Consider the following 19,902-nt stretch of genomic DNA (forward strand, 5'->3'; position numbering starts at 1 on the left):
AACCTGCTCGATCTCCGTCTCCGACAGGTTGACCAAGGGCACCATCTCCGGAGTGATCCGCGAGGTCCCCACCGGGATCCCGCCCGAGGCCACCACCGTCGCGTCCGACGTGGTGCCGGCGGTCTCGGCGACGGCCGCCAGACCGGCGGGTGTCGGCGCCTCGAACAGCGCACCGACCGACACCACGAGCCCCCGCATCCGCAGCCGCTCCACGAGCCGGACCGCGAGCAGTGAATGCCCGCCCAGCGCGAAGAAGTCGTCGTCCACGCCGACGGTCCCGCTGTCGGTGTCCAGGACGTCGGCGAAGACCTGGCAGAGCACTTCCTCGCGGGCGTTTCCGGGTGCCCTGGAGGGGGTGTCGGTGGTGAACCGCGGGGCGGGCAGCGACTTTCGGTCGAGCTTGCCGTTGGAGGTCAGGGGCAGTCCGTCCAGCACGAGCACGGCCGACGGCACCATGTAGTCCGGCAGGTGGGCGGCGAGGAACTCCCGCAGCCCTGCGCCGTCGGTGTCGAGGTCGACCTCGATCCCGGTGTCGGTGACGGAGACCGGGACGGCGTAAGCGACCAGGCGGGTGTCACCCGGGGTGTCCTCGCGGGCCACGACGGCGGCCTGGACCACGTCCGGGTGGGCCAGCAGCGCCGCCTCGACCTCGCCCGGTTCGATACGGAAACCGCGGATCTTGACCTGGTCGTCGGCGCGGCCGCCGAAGAGCAGCTGTCCGTCCGCGGTCCAGCGCACCCGGTCGCCGGTGCGGTACATCCGCTCGCCGGAGCCGACGCCGTCGAGCGGATAGGGGCAGGCGACGAACCGGTCGGCGGTCAGGCCCGGTCGGTCCACATAGCCGCGCGCCAGGCCGGCGCCGGCGACGTACAACTCGCCGACCACGCCCGCGGGGACGGGGTGGAGCGAGTCGTCCAGCACCAGCGCGCGTACGCCGTCCAGGGGTCGGCCGATCGGCAGCACCGATCCCACCGGTTGCGACACCTGTGCCTGGGTGGCGCAGAGGGTCACCTCCGTGGGCCCGTACAGGTGCCGCACCCGTACGTCCGGGCAGGCCCGCAGTACCCGGTCCACGGCCGGGGCCGACACCACGTCACCGCCGGTGAGCACCTCGACCGTCCCGGCGAAGCACTCCGGGTCCTCGGCCGCCAGTACGCGGAACAACCCGGCCGTCACATGCACATGCGACGCCCCGCACCTCCGGATCAACGCCCCGTCGACGCGCCCCGCCGGGGCCACGACGACCCGGGCGCCTGCCACCAGGGGTGCCCACACCTCGTACACCGACACGTCGAAGACGTGCGGCGCGTGGAACAGCACCGCCGAATCCGGCGTCAGCCCCCAGCACCGGTCCGACACGAGCGCCGCCACGTCTCCGTGCGTGACTGCCACACCCTTCGGCCGCCCGGTAGAGCCGGAGGTGTACATCACGTACGCCAGTCCGTCCGAGCTCCGGTCGGCCGGTCGATGTCCGGCGGGGCCCCGTCCGGCGGACGGGGCGAACTCGGCCGACGGCCCGACTCCCGCGACCTCGATGGAGGGCAGCCCGGTGATCCGAGAGGCATAGACGTTCGACGTCAGCACGCAGGCGGCGGCGCTGTCGGTGAGCATGAAGGTGGTCCGTTCCGCCGGATACTCGGGGTCGACCGGCACGAATGCCGCCCCCGCCTTCCACACCCCCAGCAGCGCGACCACGAGATCGATGCCGCGGTCGAGCACGACTCCCACGGTGGACTCCGGGCCCACTCCGAGGTCGGCGAGTCGGCGCGCCACTCCGTTCGCCCGCGCGTCGAGGTCGGCGTAGGTCAGCTCGGCGCCGTCAGCACCGACCAGCGCCACCCGTTCCGGCGTACGCGACACCCACCGCTCGAACCTGTCCACCACCAACTCGGCCGGGGGCGGCACGGCCGTGTCGTTCCACTCCTCCACCACTTGGTGGAACTCCGCCTCCGACAGCACTCCTACCTGTCGCACCCGGACCCCCGGGGCGGCCAGCACCTGCTCCAGCACGCGCAGGAGACGCTGCGCGATTCGTTCCACGGAAACCGCGTCGAAAAGGTCGACAGCACCGCTGACGGAGAGCCACAGTCCGTTCGGCCGTCGCTGGGCGTCCCGGGTCTCCCTGGCCACGACCTCCAGGTCGAACTTGGACACGGCCGCCAACCGGTCAGCTTCGCCCGGCGGTTCCTCCACGACAGGCAGCCGCGACGAGCGGACCACGTCGTCCACGCCACGCTGTTCCAGGTTCTGGAGGTTGAGGGTCACCTGGAACAGCGGGTGGCGGGCCAGCGACCGCGTCGGCGCCAGTTCCAGTACCAGCCGTTCGAAGGGCACGTCCTGGTGCGCGAGCGCTTCCAGGCTCCGCTCCCGGACCCGTACGAGCACGTCACGGAACGTCGGATCGCCGCTCAGGTCGGTACGGATGACGAGGGTGTTGACGAAGAACCCGACGAGGTCGTCGAGCCCCTCGTCCGTACGGCCGGCCACCGCCGAGCCGATCGGGATGTCCTCGCCCGCACCGAGCCGGGACAGCAGCACCGCCAGCGCGGCCTGCAGCACCATGAACACCGTGACGCCCTCGGTCCTGGCCAACTCCACCAGACGGGCGTGTGCTTCGGCGTTCAGGTCGACGTGGACGTTGTGGGCGCGATGGCCGGCAACGGTAGGGCGCGGCCTGTCGAACGGCAGCTCCAGTTCCTCGGGCGCACCGGCCAGCGCCTCCCGCCAGTAATCCACCTGGCGCGAGAGAAGGCTGTCGGGATCGCTCTCGGCGCCGAGCAACTCCCGTTGCCACAGAGCGTAATCCGCGTACTGCACCGGCAACGGCGCCCACTCCGGGGGCCGGCCCCCGTCACACCGTGCCGAGTACGCCGCCATCAGGTCCCGTGCCAGCGGCCCCATCGACCAACCGTCACTCGCGATGTGGTGCACCACCAGCACCAGCACCCATTCGTCCGCACCGGTCCGCAGCAGCGACGCCCGGATCGGTACCTCGACGGCGAGGTCGAACGCACGGCGCGCCCGCTGAGCCACCGCGTCGGCTGTCGGGTCGTCCGCCGATGGCCCCACCGGCGTCATGTTTTCCGCCGGCGTCCCGAGCAGATCCACGACCTCCAGGTGCCAGTCCAACTCCTCGACGGACAGCACCCGTTGGTACGGCTCGCCGTCCACCGCCGGGAAGACCGTCCGTAGCACCTCGTGCCGCCCGATCACGTCCCGCAGCGCCCGCTCCAACGCCACCCGGTCCACCGCACCCGAAAGACGCAGCACACTGGGGGTGTTGTACGTACCGAGGTCACTGCCCTCCAGCTGAGCGAGGAACCACAACCGCTGCTGCGCGAAGGACAGCGGCACCCGCTCGGGCCGTTCCCGCGACTCGGTCAGCGACGGCCGCTCCGCACCTTCCGCTTCCCGCTCGGCCACAAGTGCCGCGAGCCCGGCGGGAGTCGGCGTCTGGAACAGCGACCGGATCGTCACCTCCACGCCCAGCAGCACGCGGATCCGGGAGATCAGTCGCGCCGCCAGCAGTGAATGCCCGCCGAGGGCGAAGAAGTCGTCGTCGACACCGACCGACTCGACCCCGAGGACCTGCGCGAACGCCGCGCACAGCAGTTCCTCGCGAGCGTCGGCAGGAGCTCGGCCGGAACCGCCGGCGGTGAGGTGGGGTGCGGGCAGCGCCGCGCGATCCACCTTGCCGTTCACGGTCAGCGGCAGAGCGTCCAGCACCACGACCGCCGACGGCACCATGTACTCCGGCAGCCGCTCCCGCACCAGCGACCGCACGTCCTCGGGCAGCGCCCGCCGTGCCTGGTCGGTGTCGACCCCGGCGCCGTTTCCAGCTCCGGTTCCGGTGCCGGCTGCTGTCGGGTCTCCGGCGACCGGGACGACGTAGGCCACAAGCCGCAGCTCGTCGGCCCCGTCCGCGTGGGCCACCACTGCGGCCTGTGCAACCCCCGGGTGCGCGGCGACGACCGCCTGCACCTCACCCGGTTCGATTCGGAACCCACGGATCTTCACCTGGTCGTCCGCCCGGCCGGCGAACACCAGCCGGCCGTCGGAGGTCCGGCGCACCCGGTCGCCGGTGCGGTACATCCGCTCCCCGGAGCCGTTCAGCGGGTACGGGCAGGCGGTGAACCGTTCGGAGGTCAGCGGTCCGTTTCCCGCGTAGCCGCGGGCGAGTTGGACGCCGGCGACGTACAGCTCTCCGGTCACCCCGGGCGCCACCGGCCGCAGCCACTCGTCGAGCACGAACACCCGGGTGTTCGCGATCGGCGAGCCGAGGTCGACGAGCCCGACCATCCCGCCCGCCGGGCCCTCCCCGACGTCCGGGCTCTTCCCGCCCGCCGGGCCCGCCACTCCTCCCGCACCGTCTCCGGCCAGCGGCGCGGACATCGTGGCGCACACGGTGGTCTCGGTGGGCCCGTAGGCGTTGACCAGATCCCGGCCCTGCGCCCAACGCGCAGCCACCCGCGCGTCCAGCGCAGAACCTGCCGACACGAGCGTACGAAGCGAGGAGTAGTCGGCTGCCTGCTCCACCGCCAACACCGCCGGCGGCAACGTCGCATGGCTGACCCGCCACCGCGCCACGACCTCCGCCAGCCCTGCGCCGGGGGCCAGCGTCTCGGCCGGAGCGACGACGAGGGCCGCGCCGGCGGTCAGCGCCATCAGCAACTCAGAGGTCGCCGCGTCGAATCCGGCACTGGCGAACTGCAGCACCCGGCTGCCCGGTTCGACGCCGAGCCGGCGCGCCTGGGCACGAGCGAGGTTCACGGCGCCCGCGTGGGAGAGCACGACTCCCTTGGGGCGCCCCGTGGAGCCGGAGGTGTAGATCACGTACGCGGCCTGCTCCGCCAACACCGCTCCGCCGCGCTCGGCTTCGGTCACGGCTACCGCGTCCTGGTGGGCGATCCCCTCCGCCACCGACGGATCGTCCACCACCGTGCGCGGCGGCTCGGTCGCCATGGCGGCGTCGTCCAGGAGCCGGGCGCAAGCCCGGGAGGTCACGACATGCTGAGCGCCGCTGTCGGCGAGCATGTATCCCAGCCGCTCGGCCGGCTGTCGCGGATCGATCGGCAGATACGCCGCGCCCGCCTTCAACACACCCAGCAGGGCGGCGATCAGGTCCGCGCCGCGCTCCAGCACGACAGCCACCACGGACTCGGCGCCCACACCGCGGCCGAGCAGGTGGCGCGCCAGACGGTTCGCCCTTGCGTCCAGCTCCGCGTACGACACCTCGACGCCGTCGCCCAGCAGTGCGGGCCCGCCCGGCGTGCGCAGCACCTGCGCCTCGAACAGCTCGATCACGGACGCCGCGGAACCGAGGTCCTCCGCCGCACTCCACTGACCCGCCAGCTGCCGCGATTCCGCGTCGGAGAGCACCTGCACGTCGTGCAACCGCTGTTCCGGAGCCACCGCCATCTGCTCCAGCACCCGCACCCATCGCTCGGTGAGCGCCGCCACGGACTCCGTGTCGAAGAGATCAGCCGCCCCACCGAAGGAGCCGCGCAGCCCGGCCGCGCCACCGTCCGGTGTCAGCACCTCGCGCACGACGACATCCAGGTCGAACTTGGATACGGCGGTCAGGGCACCGGCAGCCCCGGAAACGCCGGCGACGACCGGGAGTCGGCCGTCCGGAAGGTCGGCCGGGTGCCGCTCGTCGAGGTTCTGGAGGGTGAGCATGACCTGGAACAGCGGATGACGAGCCAGGGACCGAGTCGGGGACAGCTCCTCCACCAGCCGCTCGAACGGTACGTCCTGGTGAGCGAGGGCTTCAAGGCTGCGCTCGCGGACCCTGGCCAGCACGTCCTGGAAGGTGGGGTCGCCGGTCAGGTCGGTACGGATGACGAGGGTGTTGATGAAGAAGCCGACGAGGTCGTCCAGGCCCTCGTCCGTACGACCGGCCACTGCGGAGCCGATCGGAATGTCCGTGCCCGCCCCGAGCCGCGACAGCAGAACGGCAAGCGCGGCCTGGAGCACCATGAACACCGTCACGCCCTCGGCCCTGGCCAACTCCACCAGCCGTGCGTGCACATCAGCAGAGACGACGAACTCGTTCGCGTGCCCGCGGTACGACGGCACGGCTGGACGCGGCCGATCTGCGGGCAGGGCCAGCTCCTCGGGCGCACCGTCCAACGTCGCGGCCCAGTAAGCCACCTGCCGCGATATCAGGCTCTCCGGATCGCTCTCGTCGCCGAGCAACTCCCGCTGCCACAGCGCGTAATCCGCGTACTGCACCGCCAGCGGCGCCCACTGCGGCAACCGGCCGCCATCGCACCGCGCCGCATACGCGACCGACAGATCCCGCGCCAACGGCCCCTTCGACCAGCCGTCACTGGCGATGTGGTGCACCACCAGCACGAGCACACACTCGCCCGCGCCGGTCTCCAACAGCGAGCCCCGAAGGGGAAGTTCGGCCCCCAGATCGAACGGATGCCGCGCACGCTCCGCTATCGCGGCCGTGACCCGGTCCTCCGATGCACCGATGAGGTCCACGACCTCCAGCTGCCAGTGGAGCTCCTCGGAGGGGACGATCCGCTGGTACGGCTCGCCGTCCGCCGCCGGGAACGTCGTCCGCAGCACCTCGTGCCGGCCCATCACGTCCCGCAACGCCGCCGCCAGCGCGGCCCGGTCGACGTCCGCGGACAGCCGTAGCACCATCGGGATGTTGTACGTCGGGCTCGGCCCCTCCAACTGGGCCAGGAACCAGAGTCGGCGCTGCGCGTAGGACAGCGGCAGGCGCTCCGGCCGTTCCACCACTGTGAGCTCGGGCCGGGCGGGGCCGGTGTCCTGGGCGTCGAGCTCGGCGGCGAGACCGGCCGGGGTGGGTGTCTGGAACAGTACCCGGATCTCCACCTCGACGCCCAGCAGGGCCCGGATGCGGGAGATCAGGCGCACCGCGAGCAGGGAGTGCCCGCCCAGGGCGAAGAAGTCATCCTCGACCCCGACCGACTCCAGGCCCAGCACCTGCGCGAACGCGGTGCACAGAGCCTCTTCACGGGCGTTGGCCGGGGGACGGCTCACACCACCGGAGGCCGCATACTCGGGCGCCGGCAGCGCCCGCCGGTCGAGCTTGCCGTTCGACGTCAGGGGCAACGCGTCCAGTACCACGACCGCCGACGGCACCATGTACTCCGGCAACCGGGCAGCAGCAAAGTCCTTCAACTGACCGCCGTCAAGGCTGTCTTCGGGATCGGCCGGAACGACGTAGGCAACCAGCCGGACATCGCCTGGGGTGTCCTCGCGGGCCACCACCGCAGCCCGATCGACCTCCGGATGCGCCGCAACCACTGCCTCGACCTCACCCGGCTCGATCCGGAACCCACGGATCTTCACCTGCTCATCAGCCCGCCCGGCGAACACCAACTGCCCCTGAGCGCTCCACCGCACCCGGTCCCCGGTGCGATACATCCGCTCACCCCGGCCGAACGGACACGCCACGAACCGCTCAGCAGACAACGGCGCATTGCCGACATAGCCACGCGCGAGCTGCGCCCCCGCGACATACAGCTCACCCGTCACACCGGGCGCCACCGGCCGCAGCCACTCATCCAGCACGAACACCCGCGTATTGGCGACGGGCGTTCCCACAGGTACCACGCCCCCGGACACCGACTCCCCATCGAGGACGGTGGTCAGGACACCGATCGTGGTCTCGGTCGGCCCGTAGTGGTTGAACACCGCACACCCGCCGGTGCCCACGACCTCCCGCACCCACTCCGGCGAGGCCGCCTCACCACCCAGCACCAGCGATCGCGACGGCAGCACCGGACCGATGCCGGCCACCGAGGAGAGCGCGGCCAGGTGGGAAGGCACCACCTTCATGTGCTGAATGCGGTGCTCCGCCACATAGCGGGCAACAGCACCCGCATCCACCACCGCGTCCGCGTCGAGGATATGCAGCTCACCACCAGTGGTCAGCGCCGTGAACACGACCGTGTTGCCGAGGTCGGTCACCTGGGCTTGAAGCAGCCCGTAGCGCTCATCCGGCTCACCCCAGCCCAACCGTCCCGGCACATCGCACACGTAGTTCGCCAAACCACCGTGGGTGACCGCCACACCTTTCGGCCGCCCCGTCGAACCCGACGTGTAGATGACATACGCGAGCCCGTCCCCGGCCACCGCCACTCCGGGCGCGGTGGGCTCCGCCGCCTCCAGCTGCATCGCCGTCAGCGGCGCGTCCAGCGCCACCACCCGCACGCGCCCCGCCGGCAGATCCCCGACCACATCCTCCATGCCCAACAACAGCACGGCCCGGCTGTCGGCCAGCATGAACGCGATCCGCTCCACCGGCAGAGCCGCATCCACCGGCAGATACGCCGCCCCCGCCTTCCACACCCCGAGAATCGCCGCGACCATGTCCACCCCACGCGGCAGACACAACCCCACCACCGACTCCGGCCCCACACCAAGACCCGTCAGGTAGCGGGCAAGCCGATTCGCGCGGGCATCCAGCTCCCCGTACGACACACCCACACCACCGGCGACCACCGCCACCGCCTCCGGCGACCGCCGCACCTGCTCCTCGAACAGCGCGACCACCGAAGTGTCCGGACGCTCCGCCGTGGTGTCGTTCCACTCCCCCACCACCCGCCACAGCTCCGCACCCGTCAACAGCTCAATGGCACGCACGCTCTCGTCCGGCGTGGCCGCGACCTGCTCCAGTACGCGCACCCACCATCTTGTGATCGACTCGAGCGTCGATGGTTCGAACAGATCCGCAGCCACCGTCATCGCGCCGCGCAGCCCCGCCGGACGCCCCTGCTCGTCATGGGTCTCCGCGACCATCACGTCCAGGTCGAACTTCGCCCAACGCCGGGTCGCCGATACGGGCTCGACGTGGACGCCGTCCAGGTCGAGAACCGCCTCAACGGTGTTCTGCTTCGTCAGGACGACCTGGAACAGCGGGTGTCGGGCCAGCGACCGCGACGGCGACAGCTCCTCCACCAACCGCTCGAAAGGCACGTCCTGATGCGCCAGCGCCTCAAGACTCCCTTCCCGCACCCGCGCCAGCACGTCACGGAACGTCGGATCACCACTCAGGTCCGTGCGCACGACCAGCGTGTTCAGGAAGCACCCGACAAGGTCGTCCAGCCCCTCATCGGTACGGCCCGCCACCGCCGAACCGATGGGAATGTCCGTGCCGGCCCCGAGCCGGGACAGCAGTACCGCGAGCGCGGCCTGCAAGACCATGAACACCGTCACGCCCTCGGCCCTGGCCAACTCCGCCAGCCCTGAGTGGACTTCGGCTGGTACCTGAAGCGGCAGGCTGTGCGCGCGGTGCGTGGCGGCGGCCGGGCGCTGATGGTCGTAGGGCAGCGCCAGCTCTTCCGGTGTGTCGCGCAGGGCCTCACGCCAGTACGCCATCTGGCGGGAGACGACGCTGTCCGGGTCGTTGTCGTCGCCGAGCAGCTCCCGCTGCCACAGCGTGTAGTCCGCGTACTGCACTGTCAGCGGTGTCCACTCGGGTTGCCGCCCCTGGCGGCGGGCCGCGTAGGCGAGCGACAGGTCGTGTGCCAACGGGCTCATCGACCAGCCGTCGGTGGCTATGTGGTGCAGCAGGAGAACGAGTACGTATTCGTCCGCGCTGGTCTGCAGCAGCGTCCCGCGGATGGGGATGTCGTGCTCGATGTCGAGTACGTGCCGGGCGCGTTCGGCGACGGCGTTCACGACGTCGTCCTGCGACCCGGACGTGAGGTCGAGGTATTCCAGCTGCCAGTGGAGTTCCTCGGAGGGGACGATCCGCTGGTACGGCTCGCCGTCCGCCGCCGGGAAGGTCGTACGCAACGCTTCGTGCCGGCCGATGACATCACGCAACGCCACGGCGAGCGTGTCGGCGTCCAGATCTCCGGTCAGCCGCAGCACGACGGGCAGGTTGTACGAGGGGTTGGGGCCCTCCAACTGGGCCAGGAACCAGAGTCGGCGCTGCGCGTAGGACAGCGGCACGCGCTCCGGCCGTTCCACGACCGTGAGCTCGGGCCGGGCGGGGCCGGTGTCCTGGGCGTCGAGCTCGGCGGCGAGGCCGGCGGGGGTGGGTGTCTGGAACAGCACCCGAATCTCCAGCTCGATGCCCAGCAGCGCGCGGATGCGGGAGATCAGGCGGACGGCGAGCAGGGAGTGCCCGCCCAGGGCGAAGAAGTCGTCCTCGACTCCGACCGAGTCCGGTGCCAGGCCCAGCACCTGCGCGAACGCGGTGCACAGGGCTTCTTCGCGGGCGTTGGCCGGGGGACGGCTCACGCCACCGGAGGCCGCGTACTCAGGTGCTGGCAGCGCCCGCCGGTCCAGCTTGCCGTTCGACGTCAACGGGAGCGCGTCCAGCACCACGACCGCCGACGGCACCATGTACTCCGGCAAGCGGGTGGCGGCAAACGACTTGAGCTGGGCCTCGTCCAGCACGTCGTCCGCGTCGGCGGGAACGACGTAGGCAACCAGCCGGGCGTCACCCGGCGTGTCCTCGCGGGCCACGACCACAGCCCGGTCGACCTCGGGGTGAGCGGCGAGGACCGTCTCGATCTCACCGGGCTCGATCCGGAACCCGCGGACCTTCACCTGCTCATCTGCCCGACCTGCGAACACCACCCGCCCGTCGGAAGTCCACCGCACCCGGTCCCCGGTGCGGTACATCCGCTCACCGGAACGGAACGGACAGGCCACAAACCGCTCAGCGGACAGCGGCGCATTGCCGACATAGCCACGCGCGAGTTGCGCCCCCGCGACATACAGCTCACCCGTCACACCGGGCGCCACCGGCCGCAGCCACTCATCCAGCACGAACACCCGCGTGTTCGCCACCGGCGTCCCCACAGGCACCACACCCTGCGCGACGCTCGGCCCGTCCAGACTGCCGGTCAGCACGCCGATCGTGGTCTCGGTCGGCCCGTAGTGGTTGAACACCGCGCACACCCCGGCGTCCACGACCTCCCGCACCCACTCCGGCGAGGCCGCCTCGCCGCCCAGCACCAGGGACTTGCGGGGCAGTACCGGGCCGATCCCGGCCACCGACGAAAGCGCGGCAAGGTGGGAGGGCACTGCCTTGACGTGGTCAATCCGGTGCTCCGCCACGTAGCGGGCAACGGCACCCGCATCCACCACCGCGTCCGCGTCAAGGATGTGCAGCTCACCACCAGTGGTCAGCGCCGTGAACACGACCGTGTTGCCCAGGTCGGTCACCTGGGCCTGCAACAGCCCGTACCGCTCACCCGGCGCACCCCAGCCCAACCGGCCGGGAACACTGCTCACATAGTTCGCAAGCCCCCGCTGGGTGACCGCCACACCCTTCGGCCGCCCCGTCGAACCCGACGTATAGATGACATACGCAAGCCCGTCCCCGGCCACCGCCACTCCGGGCGCGGTGGGCTCCGCCGCCTCAAGCTGCATCGCCGTCAGCGGCGCGTCCAGCGCCACCACCCGCACCCGGCCCGCCGGCAGATCCCCGACCACATCCTCCATACCCAGCAACAGCACGGCCCGGCTGTCGGCCAGCATGAACGCGATCCGCTCCACCGGCAGAGCCGCATCCACCGGCAGATACGCCGCCCCCGCCTTCCACACACCCAACAGCGTGGCGATCATGTCGATGCCGCGGTCCATCGCCACCGCCACCACCGACTCCGGACCCACACCCTGCCCCCGCAAATAGCGGGCGAGCCGGTTCGCGCGAGCATCCAACTCGCCATACGTCACCCCGACGCCACCGGCAACCACCGCCGTCGCGCCCGGCGACCGCCGCGCCTGCTCCTCGAAGCCCTCGACAACCGTGGTAGGTGCTCCAGGCGCCTCGGTCTCGGTGTCGTTCCACTCCTCCAGCACCCGCCGCCGCTCGGCGCCGGTCAGTACCTGCATCTCGCGCAGCCGCCGGTCGGGGGAAGCAACGAGTTGGTGGAGCACCCGCGCCCACCGCTCGGCGATGGACTCCACCGTCTCGGGGTCGAACAGATCCGCCGCCGCGGTCACTGCGCCGCGCAACCCAGCCGGCCGGCCGCGCGCGTCACGGGTCTCACCGACCATCACGTCCAGGTCGAACTTCGCCGCGGGCCGGTCCACCGGCAGCAGCTCAACGTCGACGCCTTCGAGTTGCAGCTCGGCCTCGCCCATCGCATGCGTGGTGAGGACGATCTGGAAGAGCGGGTGCCGTGCCATCGACCGCGACGGCGCCAGTTCCTCCACCAGCCGCTCGAACGGCACATCCTGATAGGCCAGCGCCTCAAGGCTGCGCTCCCGCACCCGCGCCAGCACATCCCGGAACGTGGGATCACCGCTCAAGTCCGTCCGCACGACCAGCGTGTTCACGAAGCAGCCGACGAGGTCGTCCAGCCCTTCGTCCGTACGACCGGCCACCGCCGAACCGATCGGGATGTCCGAACCCGCGCCCAGCCGGGACAGCAGTACCGCGAGTGCGGCCTGCAAGACCATGAACACCGTTACGCCCTCGGCCCGGGCCAACTCCACCAACCGGGCATGCACATCTGCGGGGACGGCGAAGTCGCGGGAGTGCCCGCGGTGCGAGGCGACGGAGGGACGTGGCCGGTCGGCGGGCAGGACCAGCTCGTCGGGGATGCCGGCCAATGCCTCGCGCCAGTAGTCCACCTGCCGCGACATCAGGCTCTGCGGGTCGTTCTCGTCGCCGAGCAGTTCCCGTTGCCACAGCGCGTAGTCGGCGTACTGCACCGGCAACGGCACCCAGTCCGGCTCCCGCCCGTCGCGCCGAGCCGCGTACGCGGTGGAGATGTCGCGGGCTAGCGGGCCCAGGGACCAACCGTCGCTGGCGATGTGGTGCAGCGCGAGCACCAGGACGTGCTCGTCGGCTCCGGTGCGCAGCAGCCATGCCCGGATCGGCGTGTCGGTGGCCAGGTCGAAGGCGTAGCGCGCTCGCTCCTCGATGGCCGCGTTCAGCTCGTCGGTGGTGGCCGCGCTCAGGTCGGCGGTCTGCAGCTGCCAGTCGAGCGTCTCCGGCGTCATGATGTGCTGGTACGGCTCGCCGTCCGTGGCCGGGAAGACCGTACGCAGCGACTCGTGTCGGCCGATGACGTCCAGCAATGCGGCGGCGAGAGCGTCCCGGTCCAGTTCGCCGGTGATACGGGCCACGGCAGTGCTGTTGTACATCGGGTTGGGGCCCTCTAGCCGACCGAGGAACCACAGCCGGCGCTGAGCGAATGACAACGGGATCATCAGTGCTCCTCCATACGCATCGGCCGCAGTGCCGGCCTTTCCGGCCGAGCCGGCTGTTGGTCGAGCTCGGCGGCGAGGCCCGCCGGGGTGGGTGTCTGGAACAGCACCCGGATCTCGACCTCGGCGCCCAGCAGGGCCCGGATGCGGGAGATCAGGCGCACGGCGAGCAGGGAGTGCCCGCCCAGGGCGAAGAAGTCGTCCTCGACACCGACCGAGTCCGGTGCCAGGCTCAGCACCTGCGCGAACGCGGTGCACAGGGCTTCTTCGCGGGCGTTGGCCGGGGGACGGCTCACACCACCCGAGGCCGCGTACTCGGGCGCCGGCAGCGCCCGCCGGTCCAGCTTGCCGTTCGACGTCAGGGGCAATGCGTCCAGCACCACGACCGCCGACGGCACCATGTACTCCGGCAACCGGGCAGCGGCAAAGTCCTTCAACTGACCGCCATCCAGAGCATCTTCCGGATCAGCCGCTACGACGTAAGCCACTAGGCGGACGTCCCCCGGGGTGTCCTCGCGGGCCACCACCACAGCCCGATCGACCTCCGGATGCGCCGCGACCACCGCCTCGACCTCACCAGGCTCGATCCGGAACCCACGGATCTTGACCTGGTCATCCACGCGCCCGGCGAACACCAACTGCCCCCGAGGGCTCCACCGCACCCGGTCCCCGGTGCGATACATCCGCTCCCCGGAACGGAACGGACAGGCTACGAACCGCTCAGCGGACAGCGGTGTGTTGCCGACGTATCCACGTGCCAACTGCGCCCCCGCGACATACAGCTCCCCCGTCACACCGGGCGCCACCGGCCGCAGCCACTCATCCAGCACGAAGGCCCGGGTGTTGGCAACGGGCGTTCCCACCGGTACCACGCCCCCGGACACCGACTCCCGATCGAGGCCGGTGGTCAGGACGCCGATGGTGGTCTCGGTCGGCCCGTAGTGGTTGAACACCGCGCACCCGCCGGTGCCTACGACCTCCCGCACCCACTCCGGCGAGGCCGCCTCACCACCCAGCACCACGGATCGCGACGGCAGCACCGGACCGATGCCGGCCACCGAGGAGAGCGCGGCCAGGTGGGAAGGCACCACCTTCATGTGCTGGATGCGGTGCTCCGCCACGTAGCGGGCAACGGCGCCCGCGTCCACCACCGCGTCCGCGTCGAGAATGTGCAGCTCGCCGCCGGTGGTCAGCGCGGTGAACACGACCGTGTTGCCGAGGTCGGTCACCTGGGCCTGCAACAGCCCGTAGCGCTCACCCGGCTCACCCCAACCCAACCGTCCCGGCACATCGCACACGTAGTTCGCCAACCCACCGTGGGTGACCGCCACACCCTTCGGCCGGCCCGTCGAACCCGACGTATAGATGACGTAGGCGAGCGCATCAGCACAGACCTCTGCCCCGGGCGCCTCCGGTTCGGCGGCAGCGAGCTGCATCGCTGTCAGCGGCGCGTCCAGCGCGACCACCCGCACCCGACCGGCCGGCAAGTCTCCGACGACGTCTTCCATGCCCAGCAACAGCACGGCCCGACTGTCGGCGAGCATGAACGCGATCCGCTCCACCGGCAGAGCCGCATCCACCGGCAAATACGCCGCCCCCGCCTTCCACACACCCAACAGCGTGGCGATCATGTCCACGCCCCGGTCCATCGCCACCGCGACCACGGACTCCGCGCCGACCCCCTGGCCCCGCAGGTAGTGAGCCAACCGATTGGCCCGGACGTCCAACTCCTCGTACGACAGCCCCACTTCACCCGAGACCACGGCCACCGCACCCGGCGTCCGCCGCACCTGCTCCTCGAACAGCGCGACCACCGACGTGTCCGGACGCTCGACCGCAGTGTCGTTCCAGTCGTCCAAGAGCTGTCGCATCTCCGCGTCAGCGACGACGTCCACCTCGCGCAGGCGCAGCTCCGGCCCATGGGCCACCTGCTCCAGGACGCGGACCCACCGCTCCGCGACGGACTTCACCGTCGCGGCCTCGAAGAGATCGGCTGCCACTGTCACGGAACCCCGCAGCCCCGCCGGACGACCCTGCTCGTCATGGGTCTCACCGACCATCACGTCCAGATCGAACTTGGCCGCGGGCCGGGTGATCGGAAGCAACTCGACTTCGAGATCGTCCAGTTCGAGCATCGACTCGCCCATGGCGTCGGTGGTCAGCACGACCTGGAAGAGCGGGTGCCGGGCCATCGACCGTGACGGCGCCAGTTCCTCCACCAGCCGCTCGAACGGCACGTCCTGATGCGCCAGCGCCTCAAGACTGCGCTCACGCACCCGCACCAGCACGTCACGGAACGTCGGATCACCACTCAGGTCCGTACGCACGACCAGCGTGTTCACGAAGCAGCCGACGAGATCGTCCAAGCCCTCGTCCGTACGGCCCGCCACCGCCGAACCGATGGGAATGTCCGTGCCCGCACCCAGCCGGGACAGCAGTACCGCGAGCGCGGCCTGCAAGACCATGAACACCGTCACGCCCTCGGCCCTCGCCAGCTCAGCCAGTCCTGAGTGGACTTCGGCCGGTACCTGAAGCGGCAGGCTGTGCGCGCGGTGCGTGGCGGTGACCGGGCGGGAGTGGTCGAAGGGAAGGGCCAGTTCCTCCGGCGCGCCGTCCAGGGCACCGCGCCAGTAGTCGATCTGACGGGAGAGCCGGCTCTCCGGATCGTCCTCGTCGCCCAGCAGCCCGCGCTGCCAGAGCGTGTAGTCGGCGTACTGCACCGGCAGCGGCGCCCACTCGGGCCGCTCCCCCCGGCGGCGAGCCGCGTAGGCGCGCGCGAGGTCGGTGGCCAGCGGTGTCATGGACCAGCCGTCACTGGCGATGTGATGGACGACCAGGACCAACTGGTGTTCCCGGGTGCCCGTCCTGAGCAGCGTGGCACGGATCGGCAGCTCGGCCGACAGGTCGAAGGCGTAATGTGCCCGTTCCCGGATCGCCGCCTCCAGTTCCTCCGTGGTCACGGCCGTTGCGTCGACGTACTCGAGGGCCCAGTCCAGATCCTCGATCGGCTGGACGCGCTGGTACGGCTCCCCGTCGGCGGCCGGGAACGTCGTACGCAACGCCTCATGACGGCACACGACATCGCGCAGCGCCTCGGCGAACGCGCCGGTGTCCAAGTCCCCCGTGAGGCGCAGCACGTTGGGCGCGTTGTACGTGGCACTGTCGCCCTCCAGTTGGGCCAGGAACCAGAGTCGGCGCTGTGCGAAGGACAGTGGCACGCGCTCCGGCCGTTCCACGACCGTGAGTTCAGGTCGGGCCGGGCCGGTGTCCTTCACTTCGAGGTGCGCGGCGAGGCCGGCGGGGGTGGGTGTCTGGAACAGCACCCGGATCTCGACCTCGATGCCCAGCAGGGCCCGGACGCGGGAGATCAGGCGCACCGCCAGCAGCGAGTGCCCGCCCAGGGCGAAGAAGTCGTCCTCGACACCGACCGAGTCCGGCGCCAGGCCCAACACCTGGGCGAACGCGATGCACAGAGCCTCTTCACGGGCGTTGGCCGGGGGACGGCTCACACCACCCGAGGCCGCGTACTCGGGTGCCGGCAGCGCCCGCCGGTCCAGCTTGCCGTTCGACGTCAACGGGAGCGCGTCCAGCACCACGACCGCCGACGGCACCATGTACTCCGGCAACCGAGCTGCGGCAAACCCCTTGAGCTGGGCCTCGTCCAGCACGTCGTCCGCGTCGGCGGGAACGACGTAGGCGACCAGCCGGGCGTCACCCGGCGTGTCCTCGCGGGCCACGACCACGGCCCGGTCGACCTCGGGGTGAGCGGCGAGGACCGTCTCGATCTCGCCGGGCTCGATCCGGAACCCGCGGATCTTCACCTGCTCATCTGCCCGCCCTGCGAAGACCACCTTGCCGTCGGAAGTCCACCGCACCCGGTCCCCGGTGCGGTACATCCGCTCACCACGGAGGAACGGGGAAGCCACGAACCGCTCAGACGTCAGTGGGCCGTTCCCGGTGTAGCCGCGGGCGAGTTGCGCTCCGGCGACATACAGCTCACCCGTCACTCCGGGCGCCACCGGCCGCAGCCACTCGTCCAGCACGAACACCCGCGTATTGGCGACGGGCGTTCCCACCGGTACCACGCCCCCGGACAACGACTCCTGGTCGAGGTCGGTGGTCAGGACGCCGATCGTGGTCTCGGTCGGCCCGTAGTGGTTGAACACCGCGCACCCGCCGGTGCCCACGACCTCCCGCACCCACTCCGGCGAGGCCGCCTCACCACCCAGCACCAGCGATCGCGACGGCAGCACCGGCCCGATGCCGGCCACCGACGACAACGCGGCCAGATGAGAAGGCACCACCTTCATGTGCTGGATGCGGTGCTCCGCCACGTAGCGGGCAACGGCGCCCGCGTCGACCACCGCGTCCGCGTCGAGGATGTGCAGCTCACCACCGGTGGTCAGCGCTGTGAAGACGACCGTGTTGCCCAGGTCTGTCACCTGGGCTTGCAGCAGCCCGTAGCGCTCACCAGGCTCACCCCAGCCCAACCGCCCCGGCACATCGCACACGTAGTTCGCAAGCCCCCGCTGGGTTACCGCCACACCCTTAGGCCGCCCCGTAGAACCCGACGTATAGATGACGTACGCCGTGTGCTCCGCCAGCAGCTCCGGCCCGTCCGACAGGGGCCCGTCCCCGAGCTGCTCCAGCTGCATGGCCGTCAGCGGCGCGTCCAGCGCGACCACCCGCACCCGGCCCGCCGGCAGATCCCCGACCACCTCCTCCATGCCCAGCAACAGCACGGCCCGGCTGTCGGCCAGCATGAACGCGATCCGCTCCACCGGCAGAGCCGCATCCACCGGCAAATACGCCGCCCCCGCCTTCCACACACCCAACAGCGTGGCGATCATGTCGATGCCGCGGTCCATCGCCACCGCCACCACCGACTCCGGACCCACACCCTGCCCCCGCAAATAGCGGGCGAGCCGGTTCGCGCGAGCATCCAACTCGCCATACGTAACCCCGACGCCACCGGCGACCACCGCCGTCGCGCCCGGCGACCGCCGTGCCCCCGCCTCGAACAACCCCAACACGGTCTCGCCGACCGGCTCCACCGCGGTGTCGTTCCAGTCGTCCAGGACCCGCCTGAGCTCGGCATCGCTGACCAGCTCGACCTCGCGCACGTGACGTGCCGGGTCCTCGGCCACCTGCTCCAGGACGCGGACCCACCGCTCCGCGACGGACTTCACCGTCGCGGCCTCGAAGAGATCGGCTGCCACCGTCACGGAACCCCGCAGCCCCGCCGGACGACCCTGCTCGTCATAGGTCTCACCGACCATCACGTCCAGGTCGAACTTGGCCACGGGCCGTTCGACGGAGACCAACTCGACTCCCATGCCCGGGATGTCGAGGGCGGCGTCGATGGTGTTCTCCATCGTGAGCACGACCTGGAAGAGCGGGTGCCGGGCCATCGACCGTGACGGCGCCAGTTCCTCCACCAGCCGCTCGAACGGCACGTCCTGATGCGCCAGCGCTTCGAGACTGCGCTCACGCACCCGCGCCAGCACGTCACGAAACGTCGGATCACCACTCAAGTCCGTACGCACGACCAGCGTGTTCACGAAGCAGCCGACGAGATCGTCCAAACCCTCGTCCGTACGGCCCGCCACCGCCGAACCGATGGGAATGTCCGTGCCCGCACCGAGCCCGGACAGCAGCACCGCCAGCGCGGCCTGCAACACCATGAACACCGTCACCCCCTCGGCCCTCGCAACCTGCACCAGCCGGGCATGCACCTCGGCCGGCACCTCCAGCGGTACGCCGTGGCCGCGGTGGGTGGCGACAGCGGGGCGGGAGTGGTCGAAGGGGAGGGCCAGTTCCTCCGGTGCGTCGGCCAAGGCCGTGCGCCAGTAGTCGATCTGACGGGACATCAGGCTGTCCGGGTCGTTCTCGTCGCCGAGCAGCTCGCGCTGCCAGAGTGCGTAGTCCGCGTACTGCACGCTCAGGGGGGTCCACTCCGGCGCCTGGCCCGCGCACCGTGCGGCGTAGGCGGCGGAGAGGTCGCGTGCGAGCGGTGCCAGTGACCAACCGTCGCTGGCGATGTGGTGGGCCACCAGCATCAGACCGTGCTCGTCCGGGCCGGTGCGCAGGAGCCACGCCTTGAAGGGCACGTCCTGCGCGAGGTCGAAGGCGTGTCGGGCGCGCTGCCGTATCGCCTCCGTGACCTCGTGGGCAGCGGCCCCGACGAGGTCGACGGGCTCCAGCTCCCAGTGCAGCTCCTCCACCGGTACGACATGTTGGTACGGCTCGCCGTCCGCCGCGGGGAAGACGGTGCGCAGCGCCTCGTGCCGGGCGAGTACGTCGCGCAGGGCGTCGGCGAGGGCTTCCTGGTCGAGGCGTCCGGTGAGCTGGAGCACGCAGGGTGCGTTGTAGGTGGAGCTCTGGCCTTCGAGTTGGCCCAGGAACCACAGCCGGCGTTGTGCGAAGGACAGCGGTACCCGCTCCGGGCGTACGTCGGCGGCCGTGAGGGCGGGTCGGCGCGCGGTGCCGTCCCGGCGTTCGGCGAGGTGGGCGGCGATGCCGGCCGGGGTCGGGGCGGCGAACAGCGCCCGGATCTCCACCTCGGCGCCGAGCAGCACACGGATGCGGGACATGAGCCGTACGGCCAGCAGGGAGTGGCCGCCGAGAGCGAAGAAGTCGTCGTCCACGCCCACCGACTCCGCTCCGAGCACCTGGGCGAAGGCGGCGCACAGGATCTCTTCGCGGGCGTCGGCGGGTCCCCGGCCGGTCCCGCCGGTGCCG

At 70.9% G+C, this 19,902-nt stretch carries 2 protein-coding genes (both running past the window's edge); both read right to left on the bottom strand.

What is annotated here, in order from left to right; all coding sequences use genetic code 11:
• Positions 1-13,164: the 5' portion of a non-ribosomal peptide synthetase gene (locus M2163_RS07150; RefSeq protein WP_280893461.1), read on the bottom strand. It extends 3,306 nt beyond the left edge of the window; the window shows 13,164 of its 16,470 coding nt (coding positions 1-13,164); the start codon lies at positions 13,162-13,164; its stop codon lies beyond the left edge, outside the window.
• A protein-coding gene (locus M2163_RS07155; protein WP_280893462.1) for a non-ribosomal peptide synthetase crosses the window boundary here: on the bottom strand, positions 13,164-19,902 show its 3' end. 10,184 nt of this gene lie beyond the right edge of the window; the window shows 6,739 of its 16,923 coding nt (coding positions 10,185-16,923); its start codon lies off the right edge, out of view; the stop codon is at positions 13,164-13,166. Before M2163_RS07155 ends, M2163_RS07150 begins: the two co-directional genes overlap by 1 nt.

Source organism: Streptomyces sp. SAI-135, assembly GCF_029893805.1.
Lineage (GTDB): Bacteria > Actinomycetota > Actinomycetes > Streptomycetales > Streptomycetaceae > Streptomyces.